This is a genomic window from Chlorobiota bacterium, assembly GCA_016700335.1.
GTDB lineage: Bacteria > Bacteroidota > Ignavibacteria > OLB7 > OLB7.
In genome coordinates, this window is the sequence record CP065014.1 from 478,702 (window position 1) to 498,147 (window position 19,446).

Below are 19,446 nucleotides of genomic sequence, written 5' to 3' on the forward strand. Positions count from 1 at the left end.
AGTTCATTAAAGAAGCGATGCAGGTAAAAAAGTAAGGAACCTAATTGCTATGAGTTATAAATTATTTGGATTAATTAAAAAGGTAAATAAAATAATTTTAAAAACAATTATAAGAAATATTTACTAAACTTACAAAAAATTCTTTTGTTTTATTTTGATGATTTAAACGAATTTTGTAACAACTATTATTTACAATTACTTTTATCAATATTTTATTATCAGCTTAATTCAATTTATTGGGAGAAAAATTATAAGTTTTTTTGAAGAGCTTGGCAAAATTGTTTTATTGTTGGGGAAAGTAATTAAGTATTTACCAACAGTTTTTCATACTCGAGGGAACGTAATTTCTCAAATGACTCAGATTGGCGTTAAGTCATTGCCATTAGTATTAATGATAGGCTTATTTACTGGGGCAATTTCTGCGTTGCAGGCAACAAATTTATTTGCTAAATTTAACTTAGTTTCATTGGCTAGAACTTTTATAGGAGGTTCTATAGCAACTGTAGTCTTTACAGAATTATCTCCAGTTTTAACAGCTCTTGTAATTGCTGGAAGGATTGGTGGTTCAATTGCTGCTCAAATAGGTACAATGGTTGTTTCAGAGCAAGTTGATGCACTAGAGATGATGGCTATACCACCAGCCCGTTACCTTGCAATGCCAAGAGTTTTTGCAACAGCAATAATGCTTCCAGTACTAATAGTTTTCTCAAATATAATTGCTATTGTTGGATCATATATATTGATGGTTGTTAAATTTGGTTTTTCAGCAGAAGATTTTTTTGGTTCTTTACAAAGATATTTTGCAATAAATGAATTATTAACAGGTCTTTTTAAAGCTTTTATTTTTGGTTGTGCAACTTCTGTTCTAAGCTGTCACGTCGGATTCTCAACTACTGGGGGTGCGGAAGGAGTTGGAGCTTCAACAGTGAGAGCTTTTACTCTTTCGTCTTCATCAATACTTCTTCTGGATGCCTTGTTAGGTTATTTACTCTAGAATATTTGATACAAAATTATTTCTTTAAGAAGTAATTAAATCTGATGGGTATTTGTAAGTTTTTTTATTGAAATGTATAATATTAATTTGAAAAAAATGGTTTACTTAAATGATATTTGATTTTTGTATAATTGGAGGAGGAATAGCTGGTTTAACAATAGCAAATGAACTTGTTCGTAATTCAGTATCTGTGGTTGTTATTGATGAAGATGAAATTGGTAAGGGTGCTGGATATTATGCTGCTGGTATGTTAGCACCTTTAATTGAATCAAAAATAGAGGAGGTTAATATAGTGAATTACGGATTAGAAGCTCTGAAATACTATCCAGATTATATTTCAAATTTAGAATCTGAAACGAATTTTGATGTTGGATTTAAAAAGGAAGGTACTTTACTTTTAGCTTTAAATGAAGATGATAGAAATATATTAAAACATAGGTATTATGAGTATGAAAGTTTAGGATTAGATATTAACTGGTTAACAGGTTCAGAATGTAGAGAATTAGAACCAAATTTATCTGCACAAATTAATACTGGTATTTTTTCAAAGTCGGATATTCAGTTAAATAATAGAATATTTATAAAAGCTTTATTCCAAAATTGTAAAAATAAAAAAGTTAGTTTCCATGAAAAAGTAATTAATGGGGAATTAGTTATTGTGAACAATACTGTTAAAGAATTTAAATTTGATAATATTTTAATTAATGCTAAAAATTTTATTGTTACTTGTGGGGCAAAATCAAACAAATATGCCTCTCAATGTGGTATTAAAAATTTAGTTAGACCTGTAAAAGGGCAGGTAATTAGGCTAGATCAAAAAAAATTAGAATTAATAAATTATATTATTAGAACTCCAGAAGTTTACTTAGTTCCCAAATCTGATGGATCTTTGGTTGTTGGTGGAAGTACAGAAGATAAAGGGTTCGATAATTCAAATACTGCTGGTGAAATATTTGAATTGTTAAATTCTGCATACGAAGTTCTACCTGGAATTTATGAATTACCTATTTTAGAGTTAGGAACTGGTTTCAGACCAGCGACATATGACAACGAACCTGCCATAGGAGAATCTGAGATAAAAGGATTGTATTTTGCTACAGGTTATTACAGACATGGGGTTTTATTTTCTCCTTTAAGTGCTAAATTACTTTGCGATAAAATTTTATATAATAAATCTAATAAATACTTAGAATTGTTTTCATTAGATAGATTTTATTTAAATACAAATTGATAAAATGAAAATATCAATCAATGGATTTCCAATTGATACAGAGTTAAAAACTTTGCTTAGTTTATTGAATAATTATTCTGTGCAGACTGACATACCTGGAATTGCAGTTGCTGTTAATGATTTGATTATCAAAAAAAATGAATGGATATTCTATGAATTAAAAGAAAATGATAATATAGAATTGATAACAGCTATGCAAGGTGGATAAATATTAGAGTTAATTAATATTTTGTATATAATTGATTATTTGGCATAGTTATTGATAGATGTTTATATTATTAATTTCAACAATTCGTCGAATAGACAGAAAAAAAATTTAAAAAAAATGATTACTACAACAATTTTCGGAACTTTAATTATCTTTATTGGTAGAATTTTAGCTACTAACTCTGGTAAACCAATTTTCAAAACTTTATCATTAACTTTAGGTTTGATAATTTTAATAGGGGGTATTTTAATGAGTTCAGTAAAAATTATAGAGCCAGGAGAAATTGGTGTTCAAAAATTATTTGGTACAGTACAAGATGGTGTATTAGATAATGGACTCCACATAATTAATCCTCTCGCTGAAATAGAAATCTTTGAGGCAAAAACTCAAAATTATACTATGTCAAAAATTCATAGCGAAGGGCAAAAAGAAGGTGATGATGCAATTCGAGTTTTAACAAAAGATGGACTAGAGGTGATTATTGATATGACAGTATTATTTAGGGTCATACCAAACAAAACTCCTCAGATTTTAAAAACAATAGGAGTTGATTATGTTGACAACATTGTTAGACCAATAACAAGAACTTATATTCGTGATAACGCTGTATATTATCAAGCAGTTGAACTTTATTCTGAAAAAAGGAATGAATTTCAAACAAGAATTATTAAATCTATTGATGTTGAATTTGCTAAAAGAGGTTTGCAACTTGAACAAGTTTTAATCAGAAACATTTCATTGCCACCATCAGTTCAAGGTAGTATTGAAGCAAAAATCAATGCAGAACAAGAAGCACAAAAAATGGAGTTTGTTCTTCAGAAAGAAAAGCAAGAAGCTGAAAGAAAAAGGGTTGAGGCACAGGGTATAGCTGACTATCAAAAGACAATTGCATCAGGTTTGACTGATAATCAGTTACAATATGAATCTATTAAAGCTCAAAAAGAAATTGCTACATCTCCTAATGCTAAAGTTATAATTATGAATGGAAGAGGTAATTCACCAATTTTAATTGGCGGAGGTCAATAAAATTTGTAATGTGATTACTAAAAGTATTTAAATTAATAAAAACCGACAAGTAGAATCTTAGTCGGTTTTTTTAATTAAAATAAATTTGAAATTCTACTTTACTGAATAAACAACATAACCCAAAGGGAAATCAGTTTTTTTTACATTGATTAATGCAAAAATTGGATTTAATAATGGGAGTAAAAAAAGCATTGCAATTTTATTATTTACAAAAATGTACCAAAGAGTTTGAAGCCTGTTACCGTGATGAAAAATTTCAACCTTGGAAAATTTTTTCATTAAGTGATTAAAAGAATCAGGTGTAAAACGATAGAAATCCTGAGGGTCTGGGTGCAACCTATGAATGAATCTAGTAGAAAGAATCATTACCCCACCTGGTTTTAATATTTTATACAATTGATCAATTGCTAACTGCGGATCATACAAATGTTCTAAAACCTCTGTTGCAATAACAGTGTCAAAATAATTATCATAACCAATAATTGAATGAAGATCTGAGCAGATATTTGGTTTTGAATCTGGATCAATATCTAATCTAAGATATTCAGTTGAAGGTATTAAACTTTTATATGGAGATAATTTAGAACCTACATCCATAACCACACCTTTTTTTAGACGAGAGAATTGACGTTTTAATTCGCGATTTAATCCGATTCTAACAACTGATGGAAATCCAACCAAAGGGTGAAGATTATATATTTTTCTTAATAAATTTTTCATATTTTTTGAAAATTCTCAACAATAAATCTTTCAATTAAGAACCAGAAAACGATTTTAATTTTGAGATATGTAAATTACAATTGCTCTAGAACAACTACAGCAGCTGCATTTGTATTAGTATGTGTTAGTGAAACATGAATAATTAATCCTTGGCATATTTCAAGAGCTTTCCCATAAAGTTTCATAATAGGTTCACCTGAAAATAGATTTTGAATTTCCATATCCTTCCAAGAAACACCACGAGCAATACCAGTACCCATTGCTTTAGAGCAAGCTTCTTTTGCAGCGAATCTTGCAGCTAAATGTTTAAATTTAGTAGCTTCACGAGAGTTGCAATATGCTAGTTCATGTTCGGTATAAATTCTATTTAAGAATCTATCACCATACTTTTGATTAGCTTCTTCAATTCTAGAGAGTTCAACAATGTCAATACCAATTCCTTTTAACATTAATTAAATTATATTTATTCATTCACAAAAATAAACCAATGTTTAATAAATTGTTGTAAAATATTGTTATCAAACTATATATTTTTTTTTAATTCAAATGGCATTTATTTTTTTTAAATCTAAATACAATTTACTAATTGGAAGACCAACAACAGTATAATAATCACCTATAATGTATTCAATAAAAACAGCTCCAAAATCATCCTGAATGCCATAACTTCCAGCTTTATCAAGAGGAGACCCGCTTTCTACATATTGAAAAATTTCATTTTCATCAAGGTTTCTAAATTTTACTTCAGTTTCATTAAAATTGGTAATTGTTACTTTATTTACAACATCTATAATTGAATACCCTGTAAAAACTTTATGGGTTTTATTGCTTAATCTTTTTAACATAGAAATTGCATCTAATTTATTGATTGGTTTTCCTAAAACATCACCTTCTAGCACAACAATTGTATCTGATCCAATAATAATTCCAGTAACCAATTTATTAGCAATTTCAGTTGCTTTTAGTTTTGATAACCTCATAACTAATTCAGAAGGTGATTCTCCAACAATTATAGATTCATCTGATTGAGGGATTTCTACTTCAAATACAATTCCGATCTGCTTTAATAATTGCATCCTTCTTGGAGAACCAGAAGCTAATATTATTTTTTGTAGCATGTAATATATTTAGGTTAGATTTTGTCTTTAAATAAAGTGAAGTAAACAATATAAATTAATTTAGGATTAAAATATGGATTTTAGTTAGTACATTAAAATTGTAAAAGAGATTAGTAAAAACATTTTTAAAAATAATTAAAATATAATTTTGGATGGTAGGGTATAACAAGATAATTTTGCAGTATAATTTTTAAAAATAAATAAATGTCTACAAACTTAAATTTTAAAGCAATAGTAACAGTTAAATTGCGAACAGCAATTTTAGATGTACAAGGAAAAACTGTTGAAAATGCTTTGAATTCTATGGGTTATGGATCTATATCTCACATAAGGATTGGAAAGCATATAACACTTGATGTTGTTGCAAAAAATAAGGAAGAAGCTGAAAATATTGTAAAAAAAGCAGCTGATCAGTTATTAAGTAACCCTATAGTTGAAGATTATATTGTTGAGATTGAATAAATTTTAAATTGAAATTACTAAATTAGTAATTTTATCATTTTTTAATTATTAACTACTAATTATTATTTTGAAAATAGGCGTTCTAGTTTTCCCAGGATCGAATTGTGATCATGATGCTTACTACTCAATAAAGCATGTTATAGGTGTTAATACTGAGTTTTTGTTTCATAAAGAACATGATCTTAAAGGAGTTGATGCAGTTATTGTGCCAGGTGGATTTAGTTATGGTGATTATTTACGTTGTGGAGCTATAGCTAGATTTTCACCAATAATGGAAGAAGTAGTGAAGTTTGCAAATTCAGGAGGTCCAGTAATGGGAATTTGTAATGGATTTCAAATACTTTGCGAAGCTGGTTTGCTCCCAGGTGGATTGTTAAGAAATACAAATACTAAATTTATTTCTAAGTATGTAAATTTATTGGTTTCAAATAACAAAACAATTTTTACATCAAAACTAGTTCAAAATCAAATTCTTTCAATTCCAATTGCTCATGGTGAAGGTAATTATTATGCTGATGAAAATCTTGTAAAAACTTTGCAAGATAATAATCAAATTGTTTTTCAATATTGTGACATAAATGGTAACTTAACAGAAGAATCAAACCCAAATGGATCTGTTCATAACATTGCTGGTATAGTTAATAAAAATGGAAATGTTTTAGGAATGATGCCTCATCCTGAAAGGGCATGCGATTTAATGTTAGGATCAACAGATGGTATTGCAATTTTTTCATCTTTAATTGATTCCTTAATTGTTTCTATTTAAATTGTAGAGTTGGTTGATATATATAAGTTACTTTGTATTATTAATTTTAATTTTTAAACTAATAAAATATTATGTTTGGTTTAGGTGCACCTGAAATGTTACTTATTATTGGTGGGGCATTATTACTTTTCGGAGGAAAAAAAATTCCTGAATTAATGAAAGGTTTGGGCTCTGGAATTAAGGAATTTAAAAAAGCAGCAACAGATGTTGAGGAAGCTACTACTAATCAAGTACAACCACCTCAACCTCCTAGTCAGATTAATCAATAAAACAAAACTTTCTATATTTTTGTTTTTCATTCATAAAGTTTTAAATACAATAAATGTTTGATATAGGCGGGGGTGAGCTTCTTTTAATTCTTGTTGTGGTATTGGTTCTTTTTGGACCTAAAAAATTACCTGAGTTAGCACAAAGCTTCGGAAAAGGTATGCGTGAGTTTAAAAAAGCACAACAGCAATTCAAAGATCAAATGGATGAAGCTTTAAGAGATGAACCTGTTGTTCATACTCCTGTTGAACCTGTATCTCATTCTGCAATAATAAAACCTACGGAAACTGACAATTAATTCTAATTAAAATTAAAGTTTTAACATTGAAAATAGTTTAAGTTAACTAACTTAAAATTAATATCCATTTTCAAAAAAGCTTTCTATATTTAAATGTGAAATTGATTTAATACCTATTTCTGAATATGTGATAATTGGGTAATCTGTACCGGTTCTTTTTAACAGACCAGCATCAAGAAGACCGTTAGCTAGCATTGCAAGTTCTTGTCTATTAAAATCATTTAATTCGGAAAATCTTTTATATTCGTTCAATTTAAATCTGAATACATTTTTATTACTTGTAATCCCAATTAAAATATCCACATAAGTCATCAAACCAAATTTTCCGTTAAGTTCAACTACGCAAGCTAAAAAAGTTTCCATTGCCCTAGAAATTCTTGGGGTTATATTAGCTTGAATATCGATAACGGAATTAGGATTTCTACAATAATCACAAAAACCACAACTTTTTTTAGGAATTTCTGCGCAAAAATATTCCAATATTATATCTCTTCTACATTTATTCTTTTTGGCAAATTCTTCCATTGAATTTAATTTAAACAATGCTCTTTCTCGACCTAATGTAATTGCATTTTCATCAATCTGTAAATGTTTTGATTCAATTCTTTGGCTAATGAATTGAACCCCAGTATGTTGGTTTGGTGGTGTATAAACTAATATTTTATTCATCATTAAAGCTCTTAAATTTTCATCTAATAATTCAATTGTAAGTCCATGTTTATTAGCCATGTCTTCAGTGTTAATCATTATTCTATTACTCAATTCGCTTGAACCAATTGTTCTGAGCAAAGCCATTATAGTCAATTTTCTGGATTCAACTCTAGTAAGTGAATAATATTGTTTTATATTTTCACTATCAACAAGCAACTGAACAATAGCTAATTTTTCAGCACGAACTTTTCTAACAATATTATTTTTCTCTAATAGGTTAATTACGCTATTAACATCGCTTCGAGATACTTTACCACGGAATGCTATATTATCTTCATTTGGTAAAAAAACACCTTCAAAAATTCCCTCAATTCCAATATTTAATGAATCCCAAAGAGCATTATAAACAGCTTCAATTTTATCTCTTTCAGGATATAAATTTCTAATAAAAAACTCTTGTAACCCTCTATCTCGATTGTTGAAAAGTAATGTGCAATCACTTGGAAGACCATCTCTACCTGCTCTTCCAGCTTCTTGATAGTATGCTTCCAAAGATCCAGGTAAATCAAAGTGAATTACATCTCGAACATCATATTTGTCAATACCCATCCCAAATGCATTTGTAGCCACAATGATTTTAGCAACTGAATTAATCCACAAAGTTTGGGCATTATTGCGTTCATCGTCTTTAAGCCCTGCATGATAAATTGTAACAGGTAATTTATTTGATAAAAGTTGTGAACCAACATTTTCAACAGTTTTACGAGTACCGCAATATATTATCATTGAGCCAGGTGATTTAAGTTTTAACTTCAACAAATCAACTAAAGAATTAATTTTATTGATTGAAGGTTTTACATTGTATCTCAAATTTGGTCTGTCAAATCCACGCACAAATCTTTTAGAATTTAGCAAGCCTAAATATGTAACAATATCTTCTTGAACTTTAGGGGTAGCTGTTGCTGTTAGAGCTATAACGGTAGGTCTGCCAATGCTTTCGATTGCTTCTTTGAGCTTAATATAGCTTGGTCTGAAATCATGTCCCCAGTCAGATATACAATGAGCTTCATCTACTGCAAATAAAGATACATCCAAATCAGAAAGGAGTTCAACAAAAGATTTACTTTCAAATCTTTCAGGTGCAACATATACAATTTTATATAGCCCGTACCTTATATCAGTCATTCTTTGCCTTACTTCGCCAAATTCTAATGTTGAATTAATAGTAGTGGCTTTAATTCCTACTTTTTCTAATGAATCGACTTGATCTTTCATAAGAGCTATTAAAGGTGAAACAACTACAGTTATACCTTTTAATAACATTGCTGGAACTTGAAAGCAAAGTGACTTCCCCCCACCTGTTGGCATAACTACTAGTGAGTCTTCACCCATTATAACTGAGTGAATAATCTCTTCTTGTCCTGATCGAAAATTGTTATATCCAAAATATTTTTTAAGAATTTCTTTAGGGGTTAAATTATTATCTAAGTTCATATTTACTGTTAAGAGAGAAATTTTTTTGAATAGTTTTTGGTAAGAATTTTTTGATTGAAATTATTCATTAAATAAATATACAAAATATAATCTAAAATAAAATTAAAGTAAACCCATTTTATTTTACAGTTACTTTTATTATGCAGTTTATTTTTAAGAATTTATCTTTGTACAAAATTATTATTAAATCAGAAAAAAATTAATATTTTAAATTTTATAATATTATCAATTGCTTTTATTTTATCTGCCTGTGCTAGCGGACAAGGTATTGTGCCACTTGGTGGAGAAGATGATAAAACTCCACCGAAAATTATTTCTATATCACCAAAAAGTGGAACAGTTAATTTTAAGGAGGATAAAGTAATAATTAAATTTGATAAATATATTCAGGAAGAAACATTTGAAAAATCATTAGTAATAACGCCTCCAACAGATAATTCAATGGAGATTAATTGGGGGAATAGTGGAAAAGATGTTGAGATAAAATTTCTTTTCCAAGAGAATAAAACGTATGCAATTTCAATTGGGAGCAGTACCACTGATATTTCTGGAAATAAATTATTAAAGCAAGAAGTTGTTCGTTTTTCAACTGGTTTAAACATTGATAGTGGTCGAATTGAAGGTCAAGTAATAAATGATATAAATAAGAGGGTAACTATATTTTGTTTTAAATATGACACAAAAGAACCTAACCCTATTCTTGATAAACCCGATTATATTGCCTTGCCAAGTAGTGAAGGGATATTTTCAATTGAAGGCTTACCACTTGGGAAATATCGTATATATGCAATTGCAGATGAATTTAATGACATGTTATATTCTATTGATAACGACGCTTTTGGCTGTGCTTCAAGTGATGTTAATGTTGTTTCAATGGTTGTTCCAACTAAAATTTCTTTAATTAAACTAAGAAGAGAATTAGATATTAAACCACCAGAATTATTCTCAACAAAAAGAATAGATTGTTCATTAACTGAACTAAAATTTAGTGAACCAATTTCAGAGATTTCAATTAATGTAAATAATTTTGAATTGATTAATAATAATAATAAAATTCAAATATTAAATGTTTGGAAATCTAAAATAAATCCATTTTCAATAATTGTGGAACATGGAAAAGTTTTAGACGGATCTTTAAAATTTAGTTGTAATAATTTAGCAGATACAGCTTTAAATTTAATGCCAGATAGTTTGGGAATATCAATTTCCAATGAAATAATTTCATGCAATTTAACCCCTTTTAACTTTTATGGAGTAAATGAAAAGCAGCTTGGATTGTTTACAAATAATGATACTTTATTATTAAGTTTTAATTGTGAATTAAATTTTTTAGATGATAAAAATGCAGTTGTTCTGAAGGATAGTAATACTAGAAAATTAGTCCCATTAACATTAGTAAAAATATCTCCATCTGATTTCTATGCTTATTTAAGTGATTCAATCCCAAAGTTCAAAAAACCTCTTTTAGAAATTGATTTAAGACTTTTTGAAAAAAAGAATTTAAGCAAAAGTGAAAAGAAAAATATTGATACAACAATTATTTATAAAATTGGATTTGGAAAAAATTCTGAAAATGGAAAATTAACTGGAAGTATTAATGATGAAAGTAAAGATTTAAGTCAAGTTTATTGTGTTGTTGCAAGAAGTTTAAATTCTGGAAAAAACTATTTTTTAAAAAATTTAAATAGAGGACAATTTGAATTTAAATCAATAGCTCAAGGAGAATATGAAGTGTCTTGTTTTAAAGATAAAAATATGAATGGAAAATATGATTTTGGAACTATAGTACCAAATGTTAATTCTGAAGTTTTAGTTATTCATAATGGTACAATTAAAGTTGGAAACTCATCTTGGACAACAATTAATATCGATTTTGAATTTAAATATTAACATGAATAAACTGTTTTAAAATTTTTCAATAGTGAAGTTATATAAATTTTTGAGTATGACTATAATTGAATTTAAAAAACTATTAAATTGTTGATTATCTAAATGAATTACTTGACATCATAGCAACACAAAGGCCAAACAGTAATATTGCAATTCCAATAAAACCTAAAGATCCAGCAACAAATCCACTCCATTTATTTTTCTGATAAACAATATAATTCATAACTATAATTGAAACAAGAAAAGCAGCAACTATTACACCAGCTACTATATCATAAGCCTGAGTAAAACCCATTGCAGTTGAATACAATACAATAAAAACAATTACTAGCCCAATAGTACCACCACAACCGATACCCATCTGTATAACAAATGAGACATCAGGTTTTGATGGTTGGGGTATAGGATTTACAATTTGTTGTTCTTGTAAATTCTCATTTGTTGAATCTTTTTCTGGTATCATTTAGGTTAAAAAAAGAATTTAATTGCTATCATTATTTATATTACTTCAAATTTTAAAGTTTAGGTTATTCTCCTTAATGCTTCACGACGGCTTAATGGTTTTAGTGGAAATTCATTTGCAAAACTTAAAACAATATCTGGTTTTTTATAAGCATACTGTCTTAAAGCCCATCCAATAGCTTTTTGAATAAAAAATTCATTTGAGTCTATTTTAAATAAGATAAATTCTTTTAATAAATTCCAATCTGTATTAATGCCATAACTCAATTGATGAATTATAGCTGTTCTTTCCAACCACATATTTTCTGAAGTTATCCACTTGTTAGTAAGCACTAATTTTTTACTTGGAAATTCAACAAAGTATTCACCTATAAGCCTTGCAGCAATATAATCTACAGTATCCCACCAACTTTTGTGTATTATTAACCATTCAAATAAATCAATGTATTCTTCTTTCCAAAATTTTTTAATTTTAAAAAGAATATCCATTGCAAAGTATTGAAGTTCACGTTCAGGGAGCATCCATAAACTTTTAATAAATGGAACTAAATTATCAGGAATTTTATTTACCGAAAAATACTTTTTTTGAATTTCTTTTCTAATTGGAGATTTAATTCCGAAAAATTCAAATTTATCTCTCATATATTTTTTCATTCCTTTTGCATATTCATCATTTGAATAGGTACTGAAAAAATCAACTATTTCAGATGTAATTTCCATAAATATAATACTTATATTAAAAATTTTACTTAATCCAACTTTCCCAATAAGTTGGATCTTCCATTAATAATGCTTCTTTAGTAACCATTAATGGATTGAAAGTATCAACCATAACAGCAAGTTCTAAAGTTTCTTTAGCACCAATACTTTTTTCTGCTGTACCAGGGTGAGGACCATGAGGAATTCCTTTTGGGTGCAAAGAAATCATACCACGTACAACATGTTTACGGCTCATAAACTCACCATCTACATAATAGAGTACTTCATCTGAATCTATGTTGCTATGGTTATAAGGAGCAGGAATAGAAAGTGGATGATAATCGAAAAGTCTTGGACAGAATGAGCATATTACAAATGTTTTAGTTTCAAAAGTTTGGTGAACTGGTGGTGGCTGATGAAGCCTTCCAGTAATTGGTTCGAAGTTATGAATTGAGAATATATAAGGGAATACATAACCATCCCAACCAATAGCATCAAATGGATGTGAAGCATAAGTATATGGGAAAATATCACCTTGTTTTTTAATCATTACTTTAAATTCTCCTAGTTCATCATGAGTTTCTAATTGTTCTGGAACTCTTATATCTCTTTCACAAAATGGAGAATGTTCTAACAATTGTCCAAATTCATTTCTATATCTTTGAGGAGTATAAACTGGTGCAAAAGAATCTACAATTAATAATCTGTTTTCAGGAGTATCGAATACAAACTGATAAATAGTGCCGCGAGGAATCACTATGTAATCACCATATTCGAACTTCAAATTTCCATAAATACTTTTAAAAACACCAGTACCTTCATGAATAAAAATAACTTCATCAGCATCAGAATTTTTATAAAAGTATTCTGTCATTGATTTACTAGGGGCAGCAACAGAAATTTGACAATCATTATTACAGAGTAAAATTTTCCTGCTTTTAATATAATCTTCCATTGGAGTAGCTTTAAAAGTAAGCAAACTTCTGCTTTTCATATTATTAGAAACAACAATTTCTGGCCTAACTGAAAAAGATTCTCCAATAGCAGAAACCAAAGTGGGAGGATGAGTATGATAAACTAAAGAATACATTGAAGAAAAACCTTCAGTACTTATGAGCTCTTCAGAATACAATTCGCCATTTGGTTTTCGAAATTGAGTATGTCTTTTTGGAGGAATTGAACCTAACTTATTATAGAATGGCATATCAAATTTGAATTGTTATAAATTAAAAATAAAATTGCAGAATATGAAATTTAGTAATTATTTAAAAAATTTAATAATTATTTAAAAAATTTAATAATAATATCAAAATTACAAAATGATTAAAATTAATTTCAAATAAATGTTGCTTTATTTAAATGAAAACAAAATAAATTGTTGAACTGAAACTTTAAATCTAATCTAAATAAATAAAAAAAACATTTAGTTCGTATCATACTTAAAAATTTTTTCATAAATATATTTAGTGAAAAAAAATCACAAACAGTGCAAATTAATCACAATACAAATTTTAAGAATCCCTTCTAACAAGCATAAAAACTGATATACTTATTTATGGTACAATAATTGTTTATCATAAAATTAATTATTCAAATAATTACATTTTAAATATTAATGAGATTTTTAATTAATTGATAATAATATATTTTTAATATGAATTTATTTTTTAATTTTTTTAGTAACTCTAACTCCAATTTAGTGTCTTTTAGTTTTATAAGTATTAATAAGCTAGAAAACAGATTTTCTCCCGCCCATTCAAATATGATTAAAGTCCAATTAATCAAAAAGTGTTCCCATATTTTAAAATCTATCAATGGCGCAATCACCCAATGCGCCAGATGGGTTAATTCTAGAAATTATATTAGTTCAGATAATATTTATAATGATATAATTAATAATAAAAATCATTCAATCATAAAATCAAATAAAACTTTATGAAGATAATTTATAAATTCTAATTTATATTCAAGTAAAGTGTTCTTATACCTAACTGAAAAATTACAATAATTCTATTTAACATTTTTATAACCCATACCATGAAGTATCTACAAATTTCAACTAACAAAATATTCATAGTCCTTACAATTTCTTTTTTTTCACTAATAATATCAAATTTATATTCTCAAAAGTCTAGGTATGGCTTAGAAGAAGGTCAGTCGGGCACAATTTATAGTATCGCATTACCAGATACTTCTGGAAATACTGAGGATGCTAGACACCCAACTATATATCCAGATAATGTTTACATTATGATTTATTCTGGAGTTGATCAAACATTAGAAATGTTAAAACCAAATGGTGTACTTGAGAAGGTTGTTTTAAAAGCTTATAAAATTAGTAAGTACGAAGTTATAACAGCTGGAAAAGTTAAAGGTGGAAATCCTCAGATTACAATTCCAAATCTTCCTCAAGCAAATAAATTGTTTGTATTAAAATCAGAAAAACCTATTATTGTTTATGTAATGTTTGATACTAGATTTGGAACAGAAGCATGGACACCACTTCCAGCTGAAAGTTGGGGCACTGATTATTATTCTGTTGGTGTACCTGGCCAACCAATCAATAATGTATTTACTGCTGGAGAATATACATATTCAACTGCTCCAAAATTAGCAGTTGGCCAGTTTGTAGTTGCTGCATTAGATTCAGATACACATGTATCTTTAACTGATCCTACTTATACAAGTGATGTTGTTACTCATAGATATTACCCATCTGACACTAAAATAAGTTTTACTTTAAATGAAAATTTTGCTAACCTGATTGAATCTGATGTAGATACTCTTCAAAGGAATTTAGGAGTTAACCAACCAGATGCAGGTGGGGTTAGAGTTACTACAGATAAACCCGTTGGAATGATTTCTGGTAATACAAGAACAATGGGTGGAATTCGTACGGGATCATTATATGGAGCTGGAAAAACAACAATGCTTAATATGTTAATGGAAGCTGTTGCACCAATTGAAACTCATGGGAAAGAATTTGTATATATGCCAACTTGGGATTCAAGACGACCAACTGATATCCCTCCTGCTAAAGGTAAAGGGGGTGTAAGATTAAGGGAGTATGGTAGATTTTATGGAACAAGTAAAAATGATACATCTGGCGATGATGTTACTAATATAGAGTTAACTAATCCAGGACCAATTGGTTTGCCAATGAGAAAAAGAAATGTGAAATTGGGTCAAGGGACACTGGTTGAAACTATTACTGGTATTAATGGAGAAGGAATTGAGTTTGATCCTCAAGCTGCATATTATATGAAGGCAGATAAACCAACTCAAGCTACAAAAATTTCAACTTCAGTTTCTTTCGTTGTAGCAAATTCAACAGATGGTTCAGGAACATATAATACTTGGGCACCTTTTATGGTTGAAATGGTTCCAGTAGAACAGTGGGTAACTTTTGCACCAGGTTTTACTCCTGTTACAGGAACTTATGACAATAACTTAAACATTTGTACAGATTCATTAAATAAAGATGATATTGAACTTGTAAATGAAGGAGGAAGTGTAACAAAAATAAATTTCAATAGAAAAATTCCAGGTAGTCCTTACGTTTGGACAAATGTAGGATTAAATTCTGCAATGAAATTTATAGTGCAATCAAAGAGTGGTAAAGGTAAGTTCTTTGGTGATGTTTCTGGTACTGGAAATGGTTCAGAACAATATCAACCAGGTACAACAAAGAAAAAAGACGATGATAAAAATGGTAATGAAACTCAAGGTGGAGGTAAAGATAAAGTGTTACATCCATCAGATTATTACACTACGAATGCCCACTCTTATGGTTATCCATTAGCACCAAACCGACTTACTTTATTTAAAAAAGATTCTATTATTTTAAAAGTAAATCAAGATTGTAAATCGCTGAATATAAATGCCAAATTAATTGGTCTTTTATCTAAAAATTCTGCCGGGTTCAGAATGGTAAGATCTGTTAACTTTAATAAAACAAAAATAATTTGGAATACTCCATCAAAAATTACATCAATAATTGGATTAAATGAAGTCAATTTTAGTGTAATTCCTATCAACCCAAGTAGTAATGTAGTAGATACAATTGAATTAATTAGTAAAACTGGGCAAGTATGGTCAATCCCATTTCAATATGTAGCAGAGAAAATTATATTAGATAAATATTTAATTAATTTTGGTAAAGTTAAACTAGGAATTTCTTCAACAGTTGAAGAATTAATAGTTAAAAGTAATCTAGGTAAAATTTTAATAATAGATTCAATTCAATTTAAAAATAAATTAGGATATGAAATAGTATCGTTATCCAATTCTCTACCAGTAGTTCTTTCAATCGCTGATAGTTTGATTATAAAAATAAAAATCAACCCAAAAGTTGATATGATGAATTTTAATGATACATTAATTATTAAATCAAAATGCAACAACTATTTAGTTCTATTAACTTCTACTAAATCAGATGAGCCATGTATTTCTGTAAATGATTTGAATTTCGGACTTATAAATAATCAAACATTTAAAGAGCTCCCTTTACATATTAAAAATGTTGGTGATGGGGAATTGATTTTTATAGATCAAAATGGGAAAGGTCCTATTGTATGGTCTGAATCTGCTTTTTCAATTAGTAAATTAGATCAGAATTTACTATTAAACTCGAAAATCAAATCTGGAGATAGTATAAATATTAATGTAATGTTTAAAAGCTCAAGATTAGGTCAATTTAATACTACTGCTAAAATTTTTACAAATGCAATATGTCAAAAAGATACAACTTTATGGATTGGTGAGTCATCAACTTTAAAAGAAATATATGAAACTAATAGTAATTTAGAATTTAGTTTATTCAGAAATATTCCGGAACCATTTACAAATGAAACAGTTATTAATTACTATATTCAAAATAAAAGTAATGTGAAATTTGAGTTGTATGATCAATCTGGAAAGCTTGTTAAATCAATTGAAGAGGGGGTTATGGAGTTTGGAGAACATAAATTAAAATTAAGTGGGAATGAATTAAATACTGGTTTATATTATTTAAAAATGATAGTTGACAATCAAAGTAAATCTATAAAACTAAATTATCAAAAGTGATACTAAATTTGATTAGAGGTATAAAAAGTAAAAGGACTTGAATTTATTATCAAGTCCTTTTTTAAAATAATTAAAATCTATATTTTACTTTACCAAGCATATGCTTCAGGAGCTTGATTCCCCGGTCCTGGCCAAATCTCATTCAATTTTGACAATGTTTTTTCATCCAATATAATATCTAATGCTTTTACATTTTCATGAAGTTGGGCTTGAGTTCGCGGACCAATAATTGGAGAAGTAACAACTGGATTGCTTAAAACCCAAGCAAGAGCAACGTCTGCAGGACGTTCACCAATTTTTTTACATAATTTTTCATACTGTTCAATTTGAGGTAAAAGTATTTTAGCAGATTCTTTTAAAGGTTCACGGTCTCTTCTTCTCTCAGATTTCTCTTTAGATTTTGCTAACATACCAGCTAACATACCACCAGCAAGAGGACTCCAAGGCATTAACCCCAAACCAAACGCTTTACAAGCAGGAATTACTTCAAGTTCAATATGACGATTTCTGAGTGAGTAAATACTTTGTTCAGATACAAGTCCTAAAAAATGTCTGTTATCGGCAATGCAATTTGCTTGAGCAATGTTCCAAGCAGCAAAATTACTACTTCCAACGTAAGTTATTTTACCTTCACGAATTAACTGTTCCATTGCTTGCCAAATTTCTTCCCAAGGGGTTGCTCGGTCAATATGGTGCATTTGATATAAGTCAATATGATCAGTCTTTAATCTTTTTAAAGAGTCTTCACAAGCACGTTTAATGTGGTATGCAGAGAGTTTTGATTCATTTAAATTAGGACCCATTTTCCCATAAACTTTAGTAGCAAGAACAATTTTTTCTCTTCTACCACCTCCTTGTTGTAGCCATCTTCCTATAAGTTCTTCTGTGTATCCTGAACCTAATCCCCAACCATAAACGTTAGCTGTATCAAAAAAATTAATTCCTAACTCTAAAGCTTCATCCATTATTTTGAAGCTATCTTCATCTGATGTAAAGGGTCCAAAATTCATAGTCCCTAAACAAAGTTTACTTACTTGTAACCCAGTTCTTCCTAGATTTGTGTATTGCATTCCTAATTAGATTAAATTTTTTTGATTAATAATAATGTAAATTATAAAAAAATATTTTATGCAAATTATTACTAATCTTTAAATAAATAATAAACTCATATTTTTACTAAAGTTAAAAATATTGTTACAAACTTGTACTTCATAATAATTAATAATTTATTAGATATATGACAGAAGTTGTTGTAGGAATTTTAATTGATTCAAATGAAAAAATATTAATATGTCAAAGAAATAAAAAGTCTAAATATGGTTTATTATGGGAGTTCCCAGGAGGTAAACTTGAGTTAAATGAAACATATGAAGAAGGATTAATTAGAGAATTAAATGAAGAATTAAGAATTAACATAAAAGTTGGTGAATTGTTTTACGAAGAAAATATTACATATTCAACCGATGAAATTTTTGCAGTTAAATTTTATTTAGTAAGAGAGTGGGAAGGTATAATTCAAGATAATAATGGATATGAAGAAATTAAATTTGTGGCTGTACAAGATATTTTTAAATATGAGGTTTTAAAAGGGAATGTTAAAGTAATTAAGATGTTGTCAAAAACAATTTTAAAGGAAGTTGAATTATCATCTGGAGGAGTAGTTGTTAGGAAGAATGCTCAACATGAATATGAAGTGTTATTGGTTCTATTAAAATTGCATAACGAATGGGGATTTCCTAAAGGTCATATTGAAAAAAGTGAAAGTTCTGAAGAAACTGCAATTCGCGAAGTTGAAGAAGAGACTGGGGTTTGTGCTTCTATATTGAAAAAATTACCAGATACAACTTATACTTATTCAACTAACAAAGGTAAATTTAAACCCAAAAGAGTTTACTGGTTTTTAATGGAATTTATTGGAGAAGGTTTACAAACTCATTCTCATGAAGTTAGTGATGTTAAATGGGTGACGATTAATGAAGCTTTTAATGTATTGAGTTTTCCTAATGATTCAAATTTATTATTGTTAGTTTCAAAAATATTGAATGGAGATAATAAGATAATAAAAAAATAAATTTGGATTTAATTATTAGCTA

General features: G+C 28.4%; 19 protein-coding genes. 11 read left to right on the top strand and 8 right to left on the bottom strand.

The window, feature by feature from the left end:
• Positions 1–217: 217 nt before the first annotated feature.
• The 4 genes from IPP08_01880 to IPP08_01895 all read left to right on the top strand — a co-directional run bounded on the left by IPP08_01880 (position 218) and on the right by IPP08_01895 (position 3,459).
• Complete coding sequence (locus IPP08_01880; GenBank protein QQS67812.1) at positions 218–994, top strand: ABC transporter permease; 777 nt, start codon at positions 218–220, stop codon at positions 992–994.
• Between the two features lie 109 nt (positions 995–1,103).
• Positions 1,104–2,225 (top strand): glycine oxidase ThiO, encoded by a 1,122-nt coding sequence (gene thiO / locus IPP08_01885; protein QQS66946.1) that lies wholly within the window; start codon positions 1,104–1,106, stop codon positions 2,223–2,225.
• A gap of 4 nt (positions 2,226–2,229) precedes the next feature.
• Complete coding sequence (thiS, locus tag IPP08_01890) at positions 2,230–2,433, top strand: sulfur carrier protein ThiS (protein ID QQS66947.1); 204 nt, start codon at positions 2,230–2,232, stop codon at positions 2,431–2,433.
• Between the two features lie 117 nt (positions 2,434–2,550).
• A complete protein-coding gene (locus IPP08_01895) occupies positions 2,551–3,459 on the top strand; it encodes a prohibitin family protein (protein ID QQS66948.1) in 909 nt (302 codons plus the stop codon).
• A gap of 93 nt (positions 3,460–3,552) precedes the next feature.
• On the opposite strand, the gene IPP08_01900 is transcribed toward IPP08_01895, so the two are convergent.
• The 3 genes from IPP08_01900 to maf form a co-directional block, all read right to left on the bottom strand.
• Positions 3,553–4,179 carry a methyltransferase domain-containing protein gene (locus tag IPP08_01900; GenBank protein QQS66949.1) on the bottom strand — a complete coding sequence of 209 codons (627 nt, stop codon included), beginning with the start codon at positions 4,177–4,179 and terminating at the stop codon, positions 3,553–3,555.
• Between the two features lie 74 nt (positions 4,180–4,253).
• The gene (gene acpS, locus IPP08_01905; GenBank protein QQS66950.1) at positions 4,254–4,628 is read right to left on the bottom strand and encodes a holo-ACP synthase; all 375 of its coding nucleotides are present in this window, start codon (positions 4,626–4,628) and stop codon (positions 4,254–4,256) included.
• Between the two features lie 93 nt (positions 4,629–4,721).
• Positions 4,722–5,297 (bottom strand): septum formation protein Maf, encoded by a 576-nt coding sequence (gene maf / locus IPP08_01910; protein QQS66951.1) that lies wholly within the window; start codon positions 5,295–5,297, stop codon positions 4,722–4,724.
• A 204-nt stretch (positions 5,298–5,501) separates the two neighbouring features.
• On the opposite strand from maf, the gene purS reads away from it, so the two are divergent.
• From purS to tatB, 4 genes are all read left to right on the top strand, one after another.
• Positions 5,502–5,759: a phosphoribosylformylglycinamidine synthase subunit PurS gene (purS, locus tag IPP08_01915; protein ID QQS66952.1), complete on the top strand. Its 258-nt coding sequence runs from the start codon at positions 5,502–5,504 to the stop codon at positions 5,757–5,759.
• Between the two features lie 67 nt (positions 5,760–5,826).
• On the top strand, positions 5,827–6,525 hold the full coding sequence (gene purQ / locus IPP08_01920) for a phosphoribosylformylglycinamidine synthase subunit PurQ (protein ID QQS66953.1): 699 nt from the start codon (positions 5,827–5,829) through the stop codon (positions 6,523–6,525).
• A 71-nt stretch (positions 6,526–6,596) separates the two neighbouring features.
• The gene (tatA, locus tag IPP08_01925) at positions 6,597–6,794 is read left to right on the top strand and encodes a twin-arginine translocase TatA/TatE family subunit (protein ID QQS66954.1); all 198 of its coding nucleotides are present in this window, start codon (positions 6,597–6,599) and stop codon (positions 6,792–6,794) included.
• Between the two features lie 53 nt (positions 6,795–6,847).
• Entirely contained in the window at positions 6,848–7,090 is a 243-nt protein-coding gene (tatB, locus tag IPP08_01930; GenBank protein QQS66955.1) for a twin-arginine translocase subunit TatB, read from the top strand.
• Positions 7,091–7,147: 57 nt separating this feature from the next.
• On the opposite strand, the gene IPP08_01935 is transcribed toward tatB, so the two are convergent.
• A complete protein-coding gene (locus IPP08_01935) occupies positions 7,148–9,235 on the bottom strand; it encodes a RecQ family ATP-dependent DNA helicase (GenBank protein ID QQS66956.1) in 2,088 nt (695 codons plus the stop codon).
• 270 nt (positions 9,236–9,505) lie between these two features.
• Here IPP08_01935 and IPP08_01940 point away from each other — a divergent pair, with 270 nt between their 5' ends.
• The gene (locus IPP08_01940; protein QQS66957.1) at positions 9,506–11,125 is read left to right on the top strand and encodes an Ig-like domain-containing protein; all 1,620 of its coding nucleotides are present in this window, start codon (positions 9,506–9,508) and stop codon (positions 11,123–11,125) included.
• 94 nt (positions 11,126–11,219) lie between these two features.
• Here IPP08_01940 and IPP08_01945 read toward each other — a convergent pair whose 3' ends face one another.
• From IPP08_01945 to IPP08_01955, 3 genes are read right to left on the bottom strand one after another with little or no spacing between them, the layout of a single operon-like run.
• On the bottom strand, positions 11,220–11,588 hold the full coding sequence (locus tag IPP08_01945) for a hypothetical protein (protein QQS66958.1): 369 nt from the start codon (positions 11,586–11,588) through the stop codon (positions 11,220–11,222).
• A gap of 59 nt (positions 11,589–11,647) precedes the next feature.
• Complete coding sequence (locus IPP08_01950) at positions 11,648–12,307, bottom strand: DNA alkylation repair protein (protein QQS66959.1); 660 nt, start codon at positions 12,305–12,307, stop codon at positions 11,648–11,650.
• Between the two features lie 25 nt (positions 12,308–12,332).
• Positions 12,333–13,490, bottom strand: coding sequence for a homogentisate 1,2-dioxygenase (locus IPP08_01955; protein ID QQS66960.1), 1,158 nt, complete (start codon positions 13,488–13,490; stop codon positions 12,333–12,335).
• 833 nt (positions 13,491–14,323) lie between these two features.
• On the opposite strand from IPP08_01955, the gene IPP08_01960 reads away from it, so the two are divergent.
• A complete protein-coding gene (locus IPP08_01960) occupies positions 14,324–17,353 on the top strand; it encodes a T9SS type A sorting domain-containing protein (protein ID QQS66961.1) in 3,030 nt (1,009 codons plus the stop codon).
• A gap of 89 nt (positions 17,354–17,442) precedes the next feature.
• Here the strand turns inward: IPP08_01960 and IPP08_01965 are convergent, their stop codons facing one another.
• On the bottom strand, positions 17,443–18,423 hold the full coding sequence (locus IPP08_01965) for an aldo/keto reductase (protein ID QQS66962.1): 981 nt from the start codon (positions 18,421–18,423) through the stop codon (positions 17,443–17,445).
• 167 nt (positions 18,424–18,590) lie between these two features.
• On the opposite strand from IPP08_01965, the gene IPP08_01970 reads away from it, so the two are divergent.
• Positions 18,591–19,424 (top strand): NUDIX domain-containing protein, encoded by an 834-nt coding sequence (locus IPP08_01970; protein QQS66963.1) that lies wholly within the window; start codon positions 18,591–18,593, stop codon positions 19,422–19,424.
• Positions 19,425–19,446 lie beyond the last annotated feature (22 nt).

Bases quoted from the DNA above. Each gene is read 5' to 3' on its own strand.
- thiO (QQS66946.1), top strand. From the start codon at position 1,104: ATGATATTTGATTTTTGTATAATTGGAGGAGGAATAGCTGGTTTAACA.
- thiS (QQS66947.1), top strand. From the start codon at position 2,230: ATGAAAATATCAATCAATGGATTTCCAATTGATACAGAGTTAAAAACT.
- IPP08_01895 (QQS66948.1), top strand. From the start codon at position 2,551: ATGATTACTACAACAATTTTCGGAACTTTAATTATCTTTATTGGTAGA.
- IPP08_01900 (QQS66949.1), bottom strand. From the start codon at position 4,179: ATGAAAAATTTATTAAGAAAAATATATAATCTTCACCCTTTGGTTGGA.
- acpS (QQS66950.1), bottom strand. From the start codon at position 4,628: ATGTTAAAAGGAATTGGTATTGACATTGTTGAACTCTCTAGAATTGAA.
- maf (QQS66951.1), bottom strand. From the start codon at position 5,297: ATGCTACAAAAAATAATATTAGCTTCTGGTTCTCCAAGAAGGATGCAA.
- purS (QQS66952.1), top strand. From the start codon at position 5,502: ATGTCTACAAACTTAAATTTTAAAGCAATAGTAACAGTTAAATTGCGA.
- tatA (QQS66954.1), top strand. From the start codon at position 6,597: ATGTTTGGTTTAGGTGCACCTGAAATGTTACTTATTATTGGTGGGGCA.
- tatB (QQS66955.1), top strand. From the start codon at position 6,848: ATGTTTGATATAGGCGGGGGTGAGCTTCTTTTAATTCTTGTTGTGGTA.
- IPP08_01935 (QQS66956.1), bottom strand. From the start codon at position 9,235: ATGAACTTAGATAATAATTTAACCCCTAAAGAAATTCTTAAAAAATAT.
- IPP08_01945 (QQS66958.1), bottom strand. From the start codon at position 11,588: ATGATACCAGAAAAAGATTCAACAAATGAGAATTTACAAGAACAACAA.
- IPP08_01950 (QQS66959.1), bottom strand. From the start codon at position 12,307: ATGGAAATTACATCTGAAATAGTTGATTTTTTCAGTACCTATTCAAAT.
- IPP08_01955 (QQS66960.1), bottom strand. From the start codon at position 13,490: ATGCCATTCTATAATAAGTTAGGTTCAATTCCTCCAAAAAGACATACT.
- IPP08_01960 (QQS66961.1), top strand. From the start codon at position 14,324: ATGAAGTATCTACAAATTTCAACTAACAAAATATTCATAGTCCTTACA.
- IPP08_01965 (QQS66962.1), bottom strand. From the start codon at position 18,423: ATGCAATACACAAATCTAGGAAGAACTGGGTTACAAGTAAGTAAACTT.
- IPP08_01970 (QQS66963.1), top strand. From the start codon at position 18,591: ATGACAGAAGTTGTTGTAGGAATTTTAATTGATTCAAATGAAAAAATA.